General features: G+C 66.6%; 14 protein-coding genes. 2 read left to right on the top strand and 12 right to left on the bottom strand.

The window, feature by feature from the left end:
- Nucleotides 1-3: 3 nt before the first annotated feature.
- From AC0QTQ_RS07270 to AC0QTQ_RS07280, 3 genes are all read right to left on the bottom strand, one after another.
- Nucleotides 4-2,892, bottom strand: a complete 2,889-nt coding sequence (locus tag AC0QTQ_RS07270) for an AMP-binding protein (RefSeq protein WP_480258901.1) — start codon at nucleotides 2,890-2,892, stop codon at nucleotides 4-6.
- Complete coding sequence (locus AC0QTQ_RS07275) at nucleotides 2,889-3,881, bottom strand: uroporphyrinogen decarboxylase family protein (protein ID WP_480258902.1); 993 nt, start codon at nucleotides 3,879-3,881, stop codon at nucleotides 2,889-2,891. Before AC0QTQ_RS07275 ends, AC0QTQ_RS07270 begins: the two co-directional genes overlap by 4 nt.
- 251 nt (nucleotides 3,882-4,132) lie before the next feature.
- Complete coding sequence (locus tag AC0QTQ_RS07280) at nucleotides 4,133-6,361, bottom strand: heavy metal translocating P-type ATPase (RefSeq protein WP_480258903.1); 2,229 nt, start codon at nucleotides 6,359-6,361, stop codon at nucleotides 4,133-4,135.
- A 558-nt stretch (nucleotides 6,362-6,919) separates the two neighbouring features.
- On the opposite strand from AC0QTQ_RS07280, the gene AC0QTQ_RS07285 reads away from it, so the two are divergent.
- Complete coding sequence (locus AC0QTQ_RS07285) at nucleotides 6,920-7,792, top strand: hypothetical protein (protein WP_480258904.1); 873 nt, start codon at nucleotides 6,920-6,922, stop codon at nucleotides 7,790-7,792.
- Between the two features lie 1,091 nt (nucleotides 7,793-8,883).
- On the opposite strand, the gene AC0QTQ_RS07290 is transcribed toward AC0QTQ_RS07285, so the two are convergent.
- The 9 genes from AC0QTQ_RS07290 to AC0QTQ_RS07330 form a co-directional block, all read right to left on the bottom strand.
- Nucleotides 8,884-9,966: a tyrosine-type recombinase/integrase gene (locus tag AC0QTQ_RS07290; protein ID WP_480258905.1), complete on the bottom strand. Its 1,083-nt coding sequence runs from the start codon at nucleotides 9,964-9,966 to the stop codon at nucleotides 8,884-8,886.
- Nucleotides 9,967-10,158: 192 nt separating this feature from the next.
- Nucleotides 10,159-10,311, bottom strand: a complete 153-nt coding sequence (locus AC0QTQ_RS07295) for a hypothetical protein (RefSeq protein ID WP_480258906.1) — start codon at nucleotides 10,309-10,311, stop codon at nucleotides 10,159-10,161.
- On the bottom strand, nucleotides 10,308-11,024 hold the full coding sequence (locus AC0QTQ_RS07300; protein ID WP_480258907.1) for a hypothetical protein: 717 nt from the start codon (nucleotides 11,022-11,024) through the stop codon (nucleotides 10,308-10,310). The genes AC0QTQ_RS07295 and AC0QTQ_RS07300 overlap by 4 nt, the downstream gene beginning before the upstream one ends.
- A gap of 94 nt (nucleotides 11,025-11,118) precedes the next feature.
- Nucleotides 11,119-11,310 carry a hypothetical protein gene (locus AC0QTQ_RS07305; RefSeq protein ID WP_480258908.1) on the bottom strand — a complete coding sequence of 64 codons (192 nt, stop codon included), beginning with the start codon at nucleotides 11,308-11,310 and terminating at the stop codon, nucleotides 11,119-11,121.
- On the bottom strand, nucleotides 11,310-12,482 hold the full coding sequence (locus AC0QTQ_RS07310; RefSeq protein ID WP_480258909.1) for a DNA polymerase III subunit beta: 1,173 nt from the start codon (nucleotides 12,480-12,482) through the stop codon (nucleotides 11,310-11,312). The genes AC0QTQ_RS07305 and AC0QTQ_RS07310 overlap by 1 nt, the downstream gene beginning before the upstream one ends.
- Nucleotides 12,482-12,808, bottom strand: coding sequence for a DUF2312 domain-containing protein (locus AC0QTQ_RS07315; protein ID WP_480256550.1), 327 nt, complete (start codon nucleotides 12,806-12,808; stop codon nucleotides 12,482-12,484). Before AC0QTQ_RS07315 ends, AC0QTQ_RS07310 begins: the two co-directional genes overlap by 1 nt.
- Nucleotides 12,809-13,063: 255 nt before the next feature.
- Complete coding sequence (locus tag AC0QTQ_RS07320; RefSeq protein ID WP_480258910.1) at nucleotides 13,064-13,339, bottom strand: hypothetical protein; 276 nt, start codon at nucleotides 13,337-13,339, stop codon at nucleotides 13,064-13,066.
- Complete coding sequence (locus tag AC0QTQ_RS07325) at nucleotides 13,339-13,485, bottom strand: hypothetical protein (protein WP_480258911.1); 147 nt, start codon at nucleotides 13,483-13,485, stop codon at nucleotides 13,339-13,341. The genes AC0QTQ_RS07320 and AC0QTQ_RS07325 overlap by 1 nt, the downstream gene beginning before the upstream one ends.
- Nucleotides 13,486-13,803: 318 nt before the next feature.
- A complete protein-coding gene (locus AC0QTQ_RS07330) occupies nucleotides 13,804-14,118 on the bottom strand; it encodes a hypothetical protein (protein ID WP_480258912.1) in 315 nt (104 codons plus the stop codon).
- On the opposite strand from AC0QTQ_RS07330, the gene AC0QTQ_RS07335 reads away from it, so the two are divergent.
- On the top strand, nucleotides 14,108-15,739 hold the full coding sequence (locus tag AC0QTQ_RS07335) for an AAA family ATPase (RefSeq protein WP_480258913.1): 1,632 nt from the start codon (nucleotides 14,108-14,110) through the stop codon (nucleotides 15,737-15,739). The two genes, AC0QTQ_RS07330 and AC0QTQ_RS07335, sit on opposite strands and share 11 nt — an antisense overlap.
- The last annotated feature ends 17 nt before the right edge of the window (nucleotides 15,740-15,756 follow it).

Consider the following 15,756-nt stretch of genomic DNA (forward strand, 5'->3'; position numbering starts at 1 on the left):
CCATCAGGCCGTGTCATGGCCGCCGCGGCCCGCGGGCCGGGGAGGGGGCCGCCTGTCGCCCGGCTGCGCAGGCACCTGGATCACCGGGTCCGCGCCGGCCTGCGGTATGAACCAGCCCACGCCCTCCTCGCACAGGCCGATGAGATAGCGCCCCGTTCCGAACCGGTCGGCGGGCAGGGGGGCACTCACCTCGAGCGTCTCGCCCGGCGCAAGCCGCGCCGGCAGGGGGATCATCCGATCCGGCACGCGCAGCGGGCGTGTGTCGGCCTCGCCGATGTCGAGCGCATGGATCGCCAGCGCGATGTGGCTGTCGGCCCCGGCCTCGAAGGCGATCCCGGTCGGGTTCCGCAGCCGGATGCGAACCCGCCGGTCGGGTTCCGACACGAGCTGCGCCGACAGCTCGGCCCGGCGGGCGCGGGCGGGAAGGAGGCCCGTTGCCGCGGTGGCGTCGATCTCGGCGCGCAGCGCGCCGGCGAGCGAGGCCACATTCCCCGGTGCGAAGAAGTCGCCATGGCTGCCCTCGATGATCGCGCAATGACCGTCACGCAGATAGCTCCCCCAGGCCGCGGTCGGATCGGCGAACTGAAAGGCGGGATTGTGCGTGCGGCTGTCGCGCCCGAACAGCATCAGCATCCGTCCGCCATAGGGCACCGGCAGCATCCGTTCGAGCAAGATCAGCGAGGCGACGGCATAGCCTTCAAGCGACAGCGCGGTGGCGATCTGGAAGGCGAAGGGGGCCGCCTGGCAATTGCCGCCGACCGCCACGCGCAGCGGCAGATCCCGCGCCAGAAGGATCTGGATGTAGCGCTCGGCGACCTGACGCGCGGCGCCCGGGGTGGGGGGCGCGCCGCCGTCGAGACCGGCAAGGGAGCGCATCGCCAGCAACGGCTGGTCCGGGCCAAGCGCGCGCGCGAGGGCCGTTGCCTCGCTCACCTGATTGACGCACCACAGCAGCGGCATCCGCTGCCCGCCGTGATTGTGAAGCCGCACCAGCCCGTCCGGATCAAGGGGGATGCCGGGAGAGGGGGCCATCAGCGCGGCAAGCGCGTGCAGCCGGTCCGCGGCCGGGTGTGCATCCGGCGCGCCTTGCCCGGAGGCAGGCCCGGCGGCGGCCCAGATGCGGCGGGGCGTCGCCTGCGGCAGCAAGAGCCCCCGGACCGAGATCTTCAGATCCCGTTCGAGCAGCAGTTCAAGCTCCAGCAGCTCGAGCGAGTCGGCGCCGAGCGCCTCGAGCGTGGCGTCCGGATCGACGGGCCGCTTGAGGATCTTCTCCCACCGCGACAGATAGTCCGCCCGCAGCCCGGCCCGCGGCACGGGATCGGTATCGGCGGCTTCGGTCAGCGCCTGCAGCGCCTTCACGTCGAGCTTGAAGTTGCCAAGCCGCGGCAGCCGCTCGAGAACCACGACGCGCTCGGGGTGCAGCTGCGGCGGCAGGCTTGCGCACAGGCTGCGGCGCAGGGCGCCGGCCTCGGGCTGTGCGCCCGCATCCGGTTCGACGAAGGCGATCAGCCGGGTCCGGCCCGCCTCGGTGCGGGGCACGATCACCGCCTCGGCGACGCCCGCCATGCGGCGCAGCGCGGCTTCGATCTCGGCGGGCTCGATCCGGAAGCCGCGGATCTTGAGCTGCCGGTCTGCCCGGCCGAGAAAGTCGAGCAGCCCGTCCGGGCGCAGCCGGCCGAGGTCGCCGGGCTGGAAGCTGCGCCAGCCCGGCCGCGCCGGATCCTCGACAAAGCAGCTCTGCGTCAGGGCGGCGTCATTCCAGTAGCCGCGTGCGACATGGGGGCTGGTGACGCGGATCTGGCCGATCTCGCCCGCCGCGACCTCTGCGCCCTGCGCGTCGACAAGCCGCATCTCGCGCGCCTCGACCGGGTAGCCGACCGGCACCAGCTCGGAATCGGCGGTGAAATCCCTCGGCACGATCCACTGGCGATAGAGCGTCGCGCATTCGGTGGAACCGATGCCGGTGTAGATCTCGCAGGCCGCGGGCAGGTTGGCACGCAGCGCCTGCAGGTCCTGGATCAGGAAGCGGTCGCCCGCGGTGTAGAGCAGCCGCGCCTCGGGGCAGATCGGCCCTTCGGCACCCCGGATCAGGCTGCGCAGGACGGGGGGCATCGCGTGCAGGATCGTGACGCGCCGCGCCGCGAGGTCGTGCAGCACCTTGTGCAGCCCCTCGCTGCGCAGGTCGGACATGCACAGCGTCGCGCCGTTCAGGATGGCGCCGAAGATGTCGCGCAGCGCACCGTTCACGCAGGGCGAATAGAGCAGGCTGTGGCGGTCGTCGCGGCCCGGGTGCACCATCTGCGTGTATTGCAGGATATCGTGCAGCAGGCCGCGCTGATTCTGCCAGACCCCCTTCGGCGCGCCGGTCGAGCCCGAGGTGTAGATCACATAGGCGGGGCTTTCGGGGCGGCCCTCGCCGCGAACGGCGATCGGGGCTTGCAGCACCTCGGCCGCGCGCACCGTCTCGCAGGGACCGCCCGCCTGCACGGCAAGCGGCGCAAGGTCGTCGGAACTGTCGCCGATCAGCAGCCGGGCCGCGCTGTGGCCGAGGATGCGGCGCAGGTGATCGGCGGGATAGCCGGGGTCGAGCGGCACATAGGGCCGGCCGGCGGAAAGCGCGCCCAGCATCGCGGCAACCACATGGCGGCTCGTCCTCAGGCACAGGGCGACCGGCGCGCCGGCCGGAACATGCGCCGCAATGACGCTGCCGTAGCGCAGCGCAAGGCTCAGCAACCCGGCGTAGGAAAGCGCCCCGTCGGCGTCGAGAATCGCGGGATGGGTGGGGAGTGCCGCCGCGACGCGGGCAAAGCGATGCCACAGCGGCCGGGCGAGATCGGCAGGGCCAAGCGCGGCCGGGCCAAGTTCGGGGGGCGTCTCCGGCGCGCCGCTCACCGGAGGGCTCCGCGTGCGGCCGAGATCGCAGCCAGGACCGCGCGATCGGGGGTTGCCTGGCGCAGGGCGCAGCCCGCGCCAAGGGTGAAGCGGCGCCCCCGCATCCGCCCGAGGAGCTGCGCGGTTTCGCGTGCCACCACCTCGGCGGGCAGGGTGGCGAGCCGCGCCGGCGCCATCCCGCCGCTCAGCCGCACCTCGGTCCCGGCCCGCCGCCCCTCGTCGAGCGTCGGGTTGGCGTCGAAGGAGAAATGCACGGTGGTGCCGGGGAAGGCATCGAGCAGCCGGGCGGGGATCGCCTCGCCGTGCAGATGGACGAAGTTCAGGCTGTCCGGCCCGGCGGCCGCAAGGCAGCGCAGCCCCTGCGGCAGGCCCATCGTGGCAAAGCTGTCGCCGGGGCTTTCGTGTGCCGCGGCATGCTGCACGGCCAGGAAGATCCCGTCCACGCCCGTCTCCATGAACTCCCCGACGATGCGGCAGGTGCGTTCGGTCAGCACCGCGAGCGCGATCGCAAGGACCTCGGGGCAGTCCCGCAGATGGGCCTGCCACAGCTTGCCCGCAAGGATGCGCAGCTGGAAGAGCGGATCGAAGATCGACTGCAGGACCGGGATATGCGCGGGCACCCGGGCGCGGACCAGCCGGGCGGCGATCAGATGCTCGGACAGGTGCCGGTCCTCGACCCGCATCTCGGCGAGGCGCAGCCAGTCGTCGGGCCCGGTCACCGGACCGGGGCCGAAGTCCCGCCGCCCGATCGGATCGCCGGTCCAGGCGTCGGTCTGCCCGAGGTCGCGCAGCTGGAAGCTCGAGGCCGGGGTGATCTTGACCAGATCGCAGTCGAAGCGCGCCTGAAAGGCGCAGGTCGCATCGGCGAGCCGGTCGCCGCGCTGATCGGCAACGGGATGGTGCTTCCAGAAGGCGACCGGAACCGCCGCCCCATGCCGGCCCTGTGCGGCCTGTTCAACCAGGTCCAGGTAGCGCTGTCTTGCCAGCATCGTTCAGCTGCTCCTGTCGGTGGTCTTGCAAAGGAATGGCCCGCCGCGGCGGAAATGCAGTGTTCCGAAACTCGCATGAGGGGGCGGCGGGCACAACCGTCTCGCGCCGCCGGGAGAGATGCGGACGGCGGGTGCGCCGGGGGCAGAGGCAGAACTGCCGGTTCCGGTGGCATCCTTGCCGGCACTGCCGTCCGTCCGGGGGGCGATCGCATGGCCGGGGGCAGGCGGGACCACCTCGGGCAGGGCCCCGGTCAGGAGGGCCGGCCGCCGGAGGGGCGGACGCGCAGCAGGCGCAGGGCGTTCAGCGTGACCAGCACGGTGGCGCCGGTATCGGCGAGGATCGCAAGCCAGAGGCCGGTGATGCCCAGCACCGTCGTCACCAGAAAGACCGCCTTCAGCCCGAGCGCGATGGCGATGTTCTGCCGGATGTTGCGCATGGCCGCGCGGGCAAGGCGGACCATGCCGGCCACATCCGTAACGCGGTTGCGCAAGATCGCGGCGTCGGCGGTCTCGAGCGCCACGTCGGTGCCCGACCCCATGGCCACGCCGACATCCGCGGCGGCAAGGGCCGGGGCGTCGTTGATCCCGTCGCCGATCATCATCACCCGCGCCCGGTCGCCCAGATCGCGGATTGCCGCGACCTTGTCCTCGGGCAGGAGCCCGGCACGGTGGTCGATGCCGAGGCCCGCCGCGATCGCCTGCGCGGTGCGCGCATTGTCGCCGGTCAGCATCACCGAGGAGATCCCGAGCGCGTTCAGTTGCCCGACCGCCTCGACCGCATCGGCGCGCGGCTCGTCGCGCAGCGCAATGAGCCCCTGCGGCGCATCCGCACGCAGCACGACGACCACCGTCTTGCCCTCGGCCTCGAGCCCCGCGATGTCGCCGCGGATGTCTTCGGTCAGCGCGCCGCGCTCCTGGGCAAGTCGCGGGGAGCCGACGCAGACGGTCACGTCGCCGATCGATGCTTCCGCGCCCTGGCCCGGAAGCACCCGCCCGAGGCGCGCCGGGGCGGCGGCCACGCCCTGCCGTTCGGCTTCGGCACAGATCGCCCTGCCGAGCGGATGGCTTGCGCCGGCCTCGACCCCGGCGGCCAGGGCCAGCAGATCCGCTTCGCTCCCCGTCACAACGATGACGTCGGTGAGGCGCGGGCTGCCCTCGGTGAGCGTTCCGGTCTTGTCGAAGGCGACGCGGGTGACCCGTGCGGCCGCCTCGATCACCTTGCCGCCCTTCATCAGCAGCCCGTGGCGCGCCCCGGTCGCCAGCGCCGAGGCGATCGAGGCCGGGACCGAGATCACCAGCGCGCAGGGACAGCCGATCAGCAGCAGCGCCAGCGCGCGATAGGTCCAGTCGCTCCAGGCCTGGCCAAGCGCCAGCGGCGGGACGATGGCCACCACGAGCGCGATGCCGACGACGGCGGGCATGTAGACCCGGCTGAAACGGTCGATGAAGCGCTCGGTCGGGGCGCGGGCGCTCTCGGCCTCGGCCACGAGCCGCACGATGCGGGCGATGGTGTTGTCCTCGGCTGTCTTCATCACCCGGATGCGCAGCAGCGCCTCGGTGTTGATCGAGCCGGCAAAGACCCGGGACCCGGGCTCCTTCACGCTCGGAACGCTCTCGCCGGTCACCGGGCTTTCGTCGACGCCGGAGGTTCCCTCGATGACCTCGCCGTCGCACGGCACCCGGTCGCCCGGGCGCACCTGCACGACCTGGCCCAGACCGAGCCGGTCGGCGGAGACCTCGCGGGTCTTGCGGCCGACCTCGAGTTGCGCGGTCTTCGGCACGAGGTTCGAAAGCGCGCGGATGCTGTCACGCGCCTTTCCGGCCGACAGGCCCTCCAGCAGCTCGCCGATGGCGAAGAGGAAGACGACCAGCGCGGCCTCTTCCGGGGCACCGATCGCCAGCGCGCCGCCGACGGCAATGGTCATCAGCATCTCGATGGTGAAGGGCATGCGGGCCCGGGCCATGGCAAGCGCGCGCCGGGCAACCGGGGCGAGCCCGATCAGGGTGGCGAGGACGAAGGCCCAATGCGCCACCTCGGCCGAGAAGGCGAGGCGTGCGCCCCAGGCGACGGCCAGCAGCGCCCCGGTGCCGATCACGAGCCGCCCCTTCGCCCCGAGAAGCCAGGCCGCGGCCGGGACCGCCTCGGCCGACGCCGTCTTCGGCGGGGGCATGTCGGTTGCCGGCAGGGCGCCGGCCGCGGGAAACGCCCCGTCGGGCAGAATGAAGCCCCCCTTCGGGCGTTCGGGGCGCGCGCCCTTGGGGGCGATGCCGAAGCCGACCTCGCGCACCGCTTTCTCGATGCTGTCGGGCGAGGTCAGGCTGAGGTCCAGCGTTAGGGTCAAGCGCTCGGCCATCAGCGCGACATCCACGTTCTCGACGCCGGGCAGACGTTCGACCGCGCCGCGGACCTTCGCGGCGCAGGAGCCGCAATCCATGCCCGTCACGCGCCATTCGCACTCTGTTCCGTTCCCAACCGACATGCTGCGGCTCCGTTGCGTTTCCCGATCGGATCCCGATATAGGCGCCGCGGCCGCCGCAGGTTCAAGCGCTTTCGAAACCTGCACGGCCTCGCGCCTGGTGATCGTCCCCGTCTGGATGGGGGCGGCGGTCATCGGGCCATTCGATGGCGGCCTGCTTGGCGAGCTGCTGATGACCGGGGAGATATCGGCCCGCATCAAGGCCGCGCGCCGGAAGCGGGCGCCCGGGCATTGCGACGACCACGCCGTCAGGCCTCATTCATCTTTGAGAAACCATATTCCGCCGCAAGCGCCCCGGGCGCTTCGGCAATCCGAGGGCGCCGCGAATGGCGCGAGTGCCGCCAAAATACGGGACTATGACGAACAAAACCCGCAGTCGCACATTATGAGGGAGGGAGCCGCAGGGGAAAGCCGGCCGGCAGGCTATACATATTGCAAGCCTGCCGCTAGAGTTCCGGGAATTGGCTGGTGCGTCCCGCCGAAAGTGAGATGACCATGGCAATTGAACCGTCCCAGATATCCCTGTCTCCCCGAAGCGAACTCCTCAACGGAGTGCTGAGGATGATCGAACAACACCGCTGGGACGACTTGCGCCAGTTCACGCGCGATGGTCTTCGGAAACTGGCGGAAACTGGCGAGATACCTGACCTCCAAACCGCCCTGTGGCTGAGCGAGGCCGCCGAACAGAGTTGTGTTCCAGTCGACGAAATGGCGCCACTGGCCAGCTGGCTGGGGCCCGAGGTCGCCGCTCGCCAGGCGTTCCGTGAAGCCCATGCCGATGAGCTGACGTCACGGACGTTTGTCCCCATGGGATGCGAATGTCACCCATGGGTGGTGCTGAACCGATGGGGCTTCCGCAACAGCCTCGAGGATCTGAACCCCCTCTGCCTCGGCATCCACCGCATGTCGGGACTGGTCGAAATCCTGGAAAACCGCTTCGTCGGCTACGCCCTTCCCGCCAGCGTCGGGACCCGCATCCATCCCTCGACAAAGCAGCCCATGTTGGTGAATGACATGCAGGGGATAACCTGGAATCATCACCGCGGAGAGGCCTGGTGTTCCGATGGTTTCGTGCGGTTTCATGCCGCGCAGCAGCGGCTTGTCGCGAATTTCTACTCGGCAAGTCTCAAGCCCGGTGCGATTCATGTCATCAGCCGCTGGAAGAGCTTCCGCCCGGAGACCAGCAGCGCGGATCTCGAACGCATGCTGCGCGTCATCGCTGAGGCCGGGACCGAAACTCCTCGGCTGATATTGATCGATGTGGAGCCGGACAAGTTCTCTCCAGGGCTGCACCGGATTTCCGAAGAGGTCACGCTTGTCAGTCGCCCATATCCAGAGGGGTATTCCTGGAGCGCGATCAGGGACTACAATTCGCCCGCTGGCGTGGAATGGGAGCGCTCGGTCATCTCGGACCTCCTCGCGGCGGCGGCGTGATATCGCGCCGTGACCCGTCCCTGACCTTTCATCCTGCCGTGACTTGAGCCCGGTCGGTGTTTGCGCCGGCGACTCAGGCGGCGATCACGACACGTGCGTGGGCCAGGTTGCGAAGCATGGCCACGCCGAGCAACACGTCGCGCTTCCGCCCGTTGCAACTCTTCAAGCCGGTCTGCATCGGAACGCCACCGCAGGCTGGCGTTCGAGGCCAGCTCCGTGCCGCTGTCACAGACAATCCTGCCGGGTTTTCTCGACGCCCGATCAGGGCCGTCAGGTTAGGGCAACGCGCCATTCGAGATCGATCTGTCCGGGATCGGCGCGAGACATTCACGCGTGAGCCCGTCGACCGCGTCGAGCCCCCGGACGCGCAGACCGCTGGCGAATGGGACTTGGACATCTGCTAGGGAAACAGTCTCCCGGAGGGTTTTCTGATTCTTTTCCATCCTTGCGGTCGGGCCGATGGAGCCGCTTGATCCCCGACCGGTCGCCCTCGCGGCGCGGGAGCCCGAACCGTCGGCGTTGAGCCTCGTTGGCCGCATTCTCCGTCCTCAGGTCGGGCCGGGCTCTCATCGACGGTGGAGGAAAAATCCCGGGGCAGAGCAACGGCTGATCATCATGCAATCCGGGGAGACCCGCTTCGGGAAGGCTTTTCCCAACCGGATGATCGCGGCGAAGGCGGCGGGCCTTTCCCTGCATCGCCCTGCCCAGGGGCTGTGAAAGGCGGATTGCCGGCGCCTTGCCGAGACGGGCTGTTCCGCCCTCGAAATCATGTCGACCACCGGGCTGGCAACATCAAGGAGATTGAAACCCGCTGCGCCGGCGTGAACAAGAAGAGGCCGGCGCAGGCGGCAATCATCAAGGTGAAGGGGGTCGCATGAGGCCGCGCCCGAAACACAAATTGGTGGACGCTCCCAAGCTGTTCGCCAACGCGCCGCGCGCCGATTTGGAAACACTACGCAGTGCGGGGGTGGTAGGCCCGGAGGGCCGATAAACATTTGAAAAAATGTAGTGTTTACAATGCCGATGTGTCCCACAACTCGGCTGTTTCATGCTGTTTGAAATCAAACACTTAGGTTATTGGTGTCCCACGTTTACCAGTCCATCCCGGACAGCATCGACATCGCCTGAGCTGCCAGCTCGTCGCGATCGACCCCGTCCGTATAGATCTGCGAGGTCTTGGCACTGGCATGACCATGCACAGCCATGATCTGGTATTGCGACGCGCCCTCGAGCGCGAGAAGTTCGCCGGCCGCTTTGCGGATGCCGTGCGAGGACCTTGTTGCCTTCCCATCTCCGTCGACAAAGCCGGCCGCGATCACCCATGACCGGAATTTGTTGTCGAATGCTGCGCTCGAGGCGAATGGCTTGCCATGAGCTGTGAGCAGGTAAGTCTTTCCGACGACGGTTGAGGCTCTCGTCGCGGCGAGCAGTGGTGGCAGCATCGGAATGCGCACCCGCTTCGCCCCCTTCTTCACGGGCTGGAAATCCAGCCATGTTACGCCTTTGCGCTGGATCTCATGGCCTCTTCCGAGCACCACAGCATCGCTGATGCGGCAGGCGGTGAACATGAAGATCGTCAGCGCCAGATGGGCCATGGTGCCGGGCTGATGGGCCTCCCGGTATTGCCGCAGGTCAGCGACAGTCCATGGTGTAGCGCCTCGGCCGTCGCGATTGAGCTTTCCGATCCCGGTCGCGGGATTGGCGCTGACGTGGCCGCGCGCAATGCCCCACGCATACATGGCGCGGACCGCCTTGATGAAGTTGTCAGCCGCTCCTGGTGTCGCCGCCTTGAGGTCGCGTAGCTTCACCAGTTCAGTTTGCGGCATTGCTGCCTTGTATTCGCCGACCTGCTCGCGAAGCCATTCGGTGAACACGGCGCGCTGATGCAGCGTCGCTGGCGACATGGCACCGTCTTTGACCATAGACGCCATAGCGTCGCGATAGAGCTCGACAAGCCATCCAACAGACCCGCGGATCGACGATGACGTGACCTCCTCTGGCGCCGGAAGCTGGATGCCGCGGCGAGCAGCATAGTAATGCTCTCGAAATTGCGGGTGATCCGGCGTGACAGTCAGAGAAATGCGCTTGCGCTTGTCGCCATCGACCCTGACACGCCAGCGGACCGCGCCTGACGGCAGCTGTTCTCGTAGCAATCCAGGGTAGTCAATCCGCACGGCTCTATCCATCAGACGGCCAATCTCTCGGGCCCATACTATCCGCTGCTTTTTCGGGGGCAGCAAGGGCGCCGGTGATCAAGCGATAGCATCCCGGTTCGAGCCTGACCTCGACAATAGTCAGGCCGGCCGCGCGCGCGACTTTGACGGCGCGGTCTAGGTCCGCAGTGGTGACGGATCTCGGTCGCGACATCAGTCGGTCTCCATCTTCTCGAGCGCATCCAGCGCGATGCGGCGGATCGGGCCGCCGCTGATTGCTGCGATTTCGGTGAGGGCTGCGCGGGCGGTGGCGAGGGCCTGGCGAAGCCGTGCCACGGCCGGGCCCTCTTTCCCTTCGTGGTTCATCCGGCCCTCCTGATCTCATTGATGGCGTGATCGCCCCATTGTTCGGCCATCGCCGCCGCGAGGCCGGGAAAGAACCGGCTGCGGAAGACCTTGCGCCCCGGTCCGGGCGGGGCGCGGTGGATCTCGTCGCGCGCCGTGCGCCCGTCGAGCGTGCCGGTGGGCGAGAGCTTCGGCAGGCCGCGCAGCCACAGGCAGGTGCGCTTCTTCACGTTGTCCGGGCCGGCCGGATCGGTGCCGAACTGCCAGGGCTGCACGCTCTGCGCAAAGTGGCTGAACTCGCGGATCCGGGCCTTGGCGTGCTTGTGCATCACTGGGTTCTCGATCGCGATCCGCGGCACCGGCGCGGTCCAGCACGCCGAGAAGAGCGCCGCGCCCTCCTCGAGCAGGCGCCACATGATCCGCAGGCGGGCCGCATCATCGAGCGCAGGCCAGGCCGCGCGCTCGGCCGCGGTGACCTCGTCGGGCGGATTGCGCGGCGGGGCGGACAACCAGCGCGCCCCGCTGTTGGCGAGACGCGTGCAAGGCGGGTGGCAGATGATGGCCAGATCCCAGCCGAGGCCGAGCGCCTCGCGCACATCGCAGACCATGTGCCGGTTGCTGCCGTCCTCGGCCGGGGCGAGGTCGCATGACCAGGCGTCGTGCCCGCGGGCCGCGAAGGCGCGGCGCACGATGCCCGAGCGCTCGCAGCCGATCAGGACACGCAGGGCGGTCATTCGTCGTCCTCCTCGTCCAGCTCGATGCCCACCGCGAGCGCGGCGAGGAGGGCGACGACCGCCGCGATCAGGATCAGGAGGGGCAGGACGATGTTCATTGGCACTTCTCCGCCAGCATCTCGCGCAGCGCCACGACCAGCACCGGGGGGCGCCGGCGCAGGCGGCGGGCGGGGGTGATGACGCCGGGGGCCGGGGCCGTCTCGGCGCGCGGATCGTCATGCGGCAGGCGCAGCCCGTCCGGCAGCGGCGCGAGGCTGACGCGGGCGGGGTTGTGGGGCTGTTCCATCACACCCTCATCGGCATAAGAACGAACATGGCGTCTGGATCGTCACCGTGGATGATGAACGGATCTCTGGGGTCGGCGCCCTTGACCGTGAAGGTCGGCGTAACCCGGCCCTGTTCGGCGAGATAGCGAAGGTTGAAGCCGAAAACCGGCGGCGCCATGCCATCCTTGCACTTGATGCCGATCGGCATCTCGATCCCGCCGTCCTGGCTACCGATGCAGATCATCCCCTTGCTGGCGTCGAGGCGAGCGATATGGGCGTCATAGTCGGCACCAGCCGCCGCACGCTGCAGCCGGGTCAGCTCTGCCCCGGAGATGGTGCAGCAGATTGCATCAGATGCGGCGGGGATCACGCGGCTGTACTCTGGATAACGGCCGTCGATCAGCTTGGCGCTGATCTCGATGTCCGCCCCATGAATATGCACGTGGCGCTCCCACATCGTGACCGTCAGAGGGGCGTTGCCTCCGGGCCGCGTGATCTGCTTCAGCAGATCCACCAGATGTTTCGGGATGGTGGCGCTAAGCCTCTGGCCGGGTATCGCCTCGATCGGCGTGTCGGTATCCACGACTGCCAGACGGTGCCCGTCCGTCGCCACCGCGCGCAGGGTGCTGCCATCGGGGCGTGCATGCAGGTAGATGCCGTTCAGGTAATACCGCGTCTCCTCAGAGCTGATGCAGTGCCGGCACAGGTGGATCATCCGGCGCAGCTTGTCAGGTGTTTGCGTCCAGGTGGCGGTCTTGACGGTCGAGGCGGAGAACTGCGGGAAATCCCCGACCGGGATCAGGGCACGCTGACGCACCACTATGTCTCCGCCGTCCATCACGATCATGCTCGGCGTGTCCTCGCCCGCCGGTGCGTGCACCGAGATCTTGACCACGGACCGCGCGGCCGCCGCGAAGGATGCGAGCGTAGCAGCACGGATCATGACCGCGGCCTCGCCCTCGAACGCCACATCGGCGTCGATATTGACGGTCAGCTCGATGTCGAGGTCCGTCGCGCACAGGCGGACGCGCCCGTGGCCGATCGTGACGCGCACATAGCCAAGCACGGGGATAGAGTTCCAGCGCGGCACCACCTGTGCCATCAGTCGTGCGGCGCGGCGAAACTCCGCCAGCGGGATATGGGCGCTGGCGATCTGGTGCGTATCGGCGGAGATCTTGGATTGAGCGTTCATCACCGCCCCCCAAGTGCTTGCATGTAGATCTCGAGGATCGCCTCTTCCTCGGCCAGATCGTCGCGGTCGCGTTTGCGCATCGCGATGATGATCTTCATCACCTTGGTGTTGTAACCCCGCGCCTTGGCCTCGGCCATCACGTCCTTCTGCTGCTCGGAGATGTCCTGCTTCTCGGCGTTCAGGCGCTCATACTGTTCGATGAACTGGCGCAGCTCGTCGGCGGTGACGTTGTAGAGATGATCCCCGACCGCCACGTCGGCGGGCGTATTCTTGACCGGGATCCGCCCGCCCGTGTCGACCGGCGGCATGGCGGTAAGGTCAGCCATGCTGGCCTGCGTCTCGCTGCCGCCCGGGGGCGGCGCGGGCGTGGATTTCTGGGGATCGGGGGCGGGGGGCATGAACATCTGATCCTCCGTGAGGGGTTGGCGGGCGGGTGCCAGCCGAATGCAATCCCGCCCGCACCGGGCGACATGCCCGGATCACTGCCCCGGCGGCAGCTGTGGTCATCGTGAGTGGTGGCGCCGCCGGGGTCGCGGCTGCGCGGGCGGCGGCGGGGAGGTCCCGGCGCCCGCGCCGTGCAATCAGCCGGTCAGCGCGAGGCGCGCGCGGGTCTCGGCGAGCGGGGCGACATCGACCGCCGCGGCGATCCAGCGCGCGCAGGTCGTCGTCAGGTTCGGCCCCTCGGCATGGACGCCGTGCAGGATGATCTGCGCCGGCGCCCCGTCGATTTCCGCGAGGCCGAGGCTGCTGTCGCCGGTCGCGATCAGCTCTTCGACGATCGCGTCGACGCGGTCCTCGGGCTCAAGCGGCGTGAGCCGGTCGAGCAGGCGGGCGAGGGGAGAGACGGGCAGCACCATCAGGCCAGCGCCCCGGCGGAAAGCTGCGGCAGCGCCAGCGCGGTGTCGAGCGCGGCGCGGGCGATGACCAGGCTGCCGGCGCAGATCAGCGCCGCGAGCAGCAGGTCAGAGACGTGCAGGTTGAGCTTGCCCATGTGGTCCTCCATCGGTGATCCCGCGATCGGCCCGGGGTGGGTGTCAGCGGCGGGTGATGGGAGAAGCATATGGGGATATTAGACCCCGTGTCAACATGATGGGGTTTAAAATCCCCATTTTGGAGTCGAGTGCTCCGGCTCGGCTATCAGGATTGCTGCTGTGACCGCCCGCAGGAGATCTCTCCGACATCGCGAAAGGTACCGCTTGGGGGGGATATACAAGCCCCAAGGCCCGAGGTGGGCGGAAAGTGGTCGGTCGAGGCGCAAGGCTCGGCCGGCAGCCTAGGGCGGACAGCCGACCTTCGCTGCAGAAGTGAGCCGTCCAAGCTGTCAGGTAGGAAGCAGACATTCAGACCACGCCGAACTCGGGCTTGGCGCTGCGCCGTGGCAATGCGGCTTCGAGATGTATTTGGACCCTGAGACGCGCACATCGGAAGTAAATCGCTGCACGATCTGCTTGTTCGCGGAAGACCAGAAGAAGACGATCGCTTGCTGCCGGTTGTCGCTGGCTTGGCTCGTCGCGGCACCGGCATCGTCAAACAGCGGTGCGCCGTTATAAAAAGGCAACAGCGCCAGTTGTGAAGGCGCCAAGCCCTCGGTAGCATCACCAGAAAATAGCAAATCGCAGAGCACTATGACCTTCAATTTTACTATCCCCACCCCGGGTGAAGCTCTCGCAGTAGAGTTCGAACCAGGCGAGACCGTCATTTTCGTCGGCGCGAACGGTGGCGGGAAAACTCGTCTTACTGTCCATATCGAAAATAACCTGAGCGATGCTGCGCACCGGGTATCTGCACATCGCGCACTCTCGATGAACCCTGAGGTTCAAAAAATCAGCGAAAGGCAAGCGCTCTCAGGGTTGCGGTATGGATACGCCGGCAACGCGTCACAAGAAGTTAACGTGCAATTTAGGCGTGGCCACAGATGGGGCGACAAAAGTGCGACCCATCTCTTGAATGATTTCGATTATCTGATTCAAGCTCTTTTTGCCGATCAATCTAACACCTCGTTGAAAGCCTATCATAGGCATAAGCCGGGCGCAGATCGCAGTGAAGACAGCTTTGAGATCACCAAGTTCGACAAGCTTCTTGAAATTTGGAACCGGCTACTTCCTCATCGGCAACTTCACATCTCTGGGGATAACATCACAGTTTCCGCCGGTGGCGCTGGCGAAACCTACCCTGCCTCAGAGATGAGTGATGGGGAGAGAGCGATCTTCTACATGATAGGGCAAGCACTAGTTGCGGCGGCAGGAACGGTCTTGATCGTCGATGAACCAGAGCTTCACGTTCATCGCTCGATTATGGCTAAGCTATGGGACGAAATAGAAGCCACTCGAAGGGATTGCGGCTTTATATATATTACTCACGACCTTGATTTTGCGGCAGCGCGATCCGCGAAAAAATATGTCATTCGAGATTTTTCACCTCAGCCCCAGTGGACGATTGAAGAAATTCCGGACAGCACCGGTTTCCCGGAAGAACTGGTCACACTCATTCTGGGTAGTAGGCGCCCTATCCTCTTTGTAGAGGGCACGCATGATAGCCTTGACTACGCACTCTACCGCGCATGCTATCCGGAATGGACGGTTGTTCCAAAGTCTTCTTGCTCCGAAGTGATCCATTCAGTGGTTTCAATGCGGGCCAATGCGAGTCTCACCCGGGTAACATGTTCTGGGATCGTGGACGGAGATGATTACAGCGAAGAGGATGTAGCTTACTTTGCGGGCTTGGGGATCAAGGTCATTCCCGTATCGGAGGTCGAGAATCTTATCGCACTTCCAGTCGTTTGCTCCGCGATTGCCGAATCAGATGGCTTCACTGGCGCGGACTTGCAGAAAAAGCTCGATGACGTCGCCAATGGAATATTCGGTTTACTCGATAGTGATGAAAAGATTGACAGGGTGGTCACCCGTCATTGCCAAAGGCGCATTGATCGAATGCTGAAGCAGCTCGATTTCTCAGCCTCAACATCCAGTGAAGAACTAATTCGGGAATACAATATTCGCACTGAAAATCTGGATATTTCTGGGATCGTAGAAACTCGAACACGAGAGATCAAGACCGCTATAGAGCAGAAAGACTTGGCTGCACTTCTGCGCTATTACGACAATAAAAGAGGGATTGCCGCGACCTTGGCGTCAGTTTTGAAAGGGACCAGAAGGGAACACTTTGAATCGTGGGTTATCAGAGTTCTTGCGGCAAATAGCTCAAGCGGCATAGCAAACGCTGTGAAGAGCGTTCTTCCAGTTATCGAGCCTCGGTAAATCGAGTCCGTTCTTTT

The sequence above is a fragment of the Paenirhodobacter sp. YD-8 genome (genome assembly GCF_056590935.1).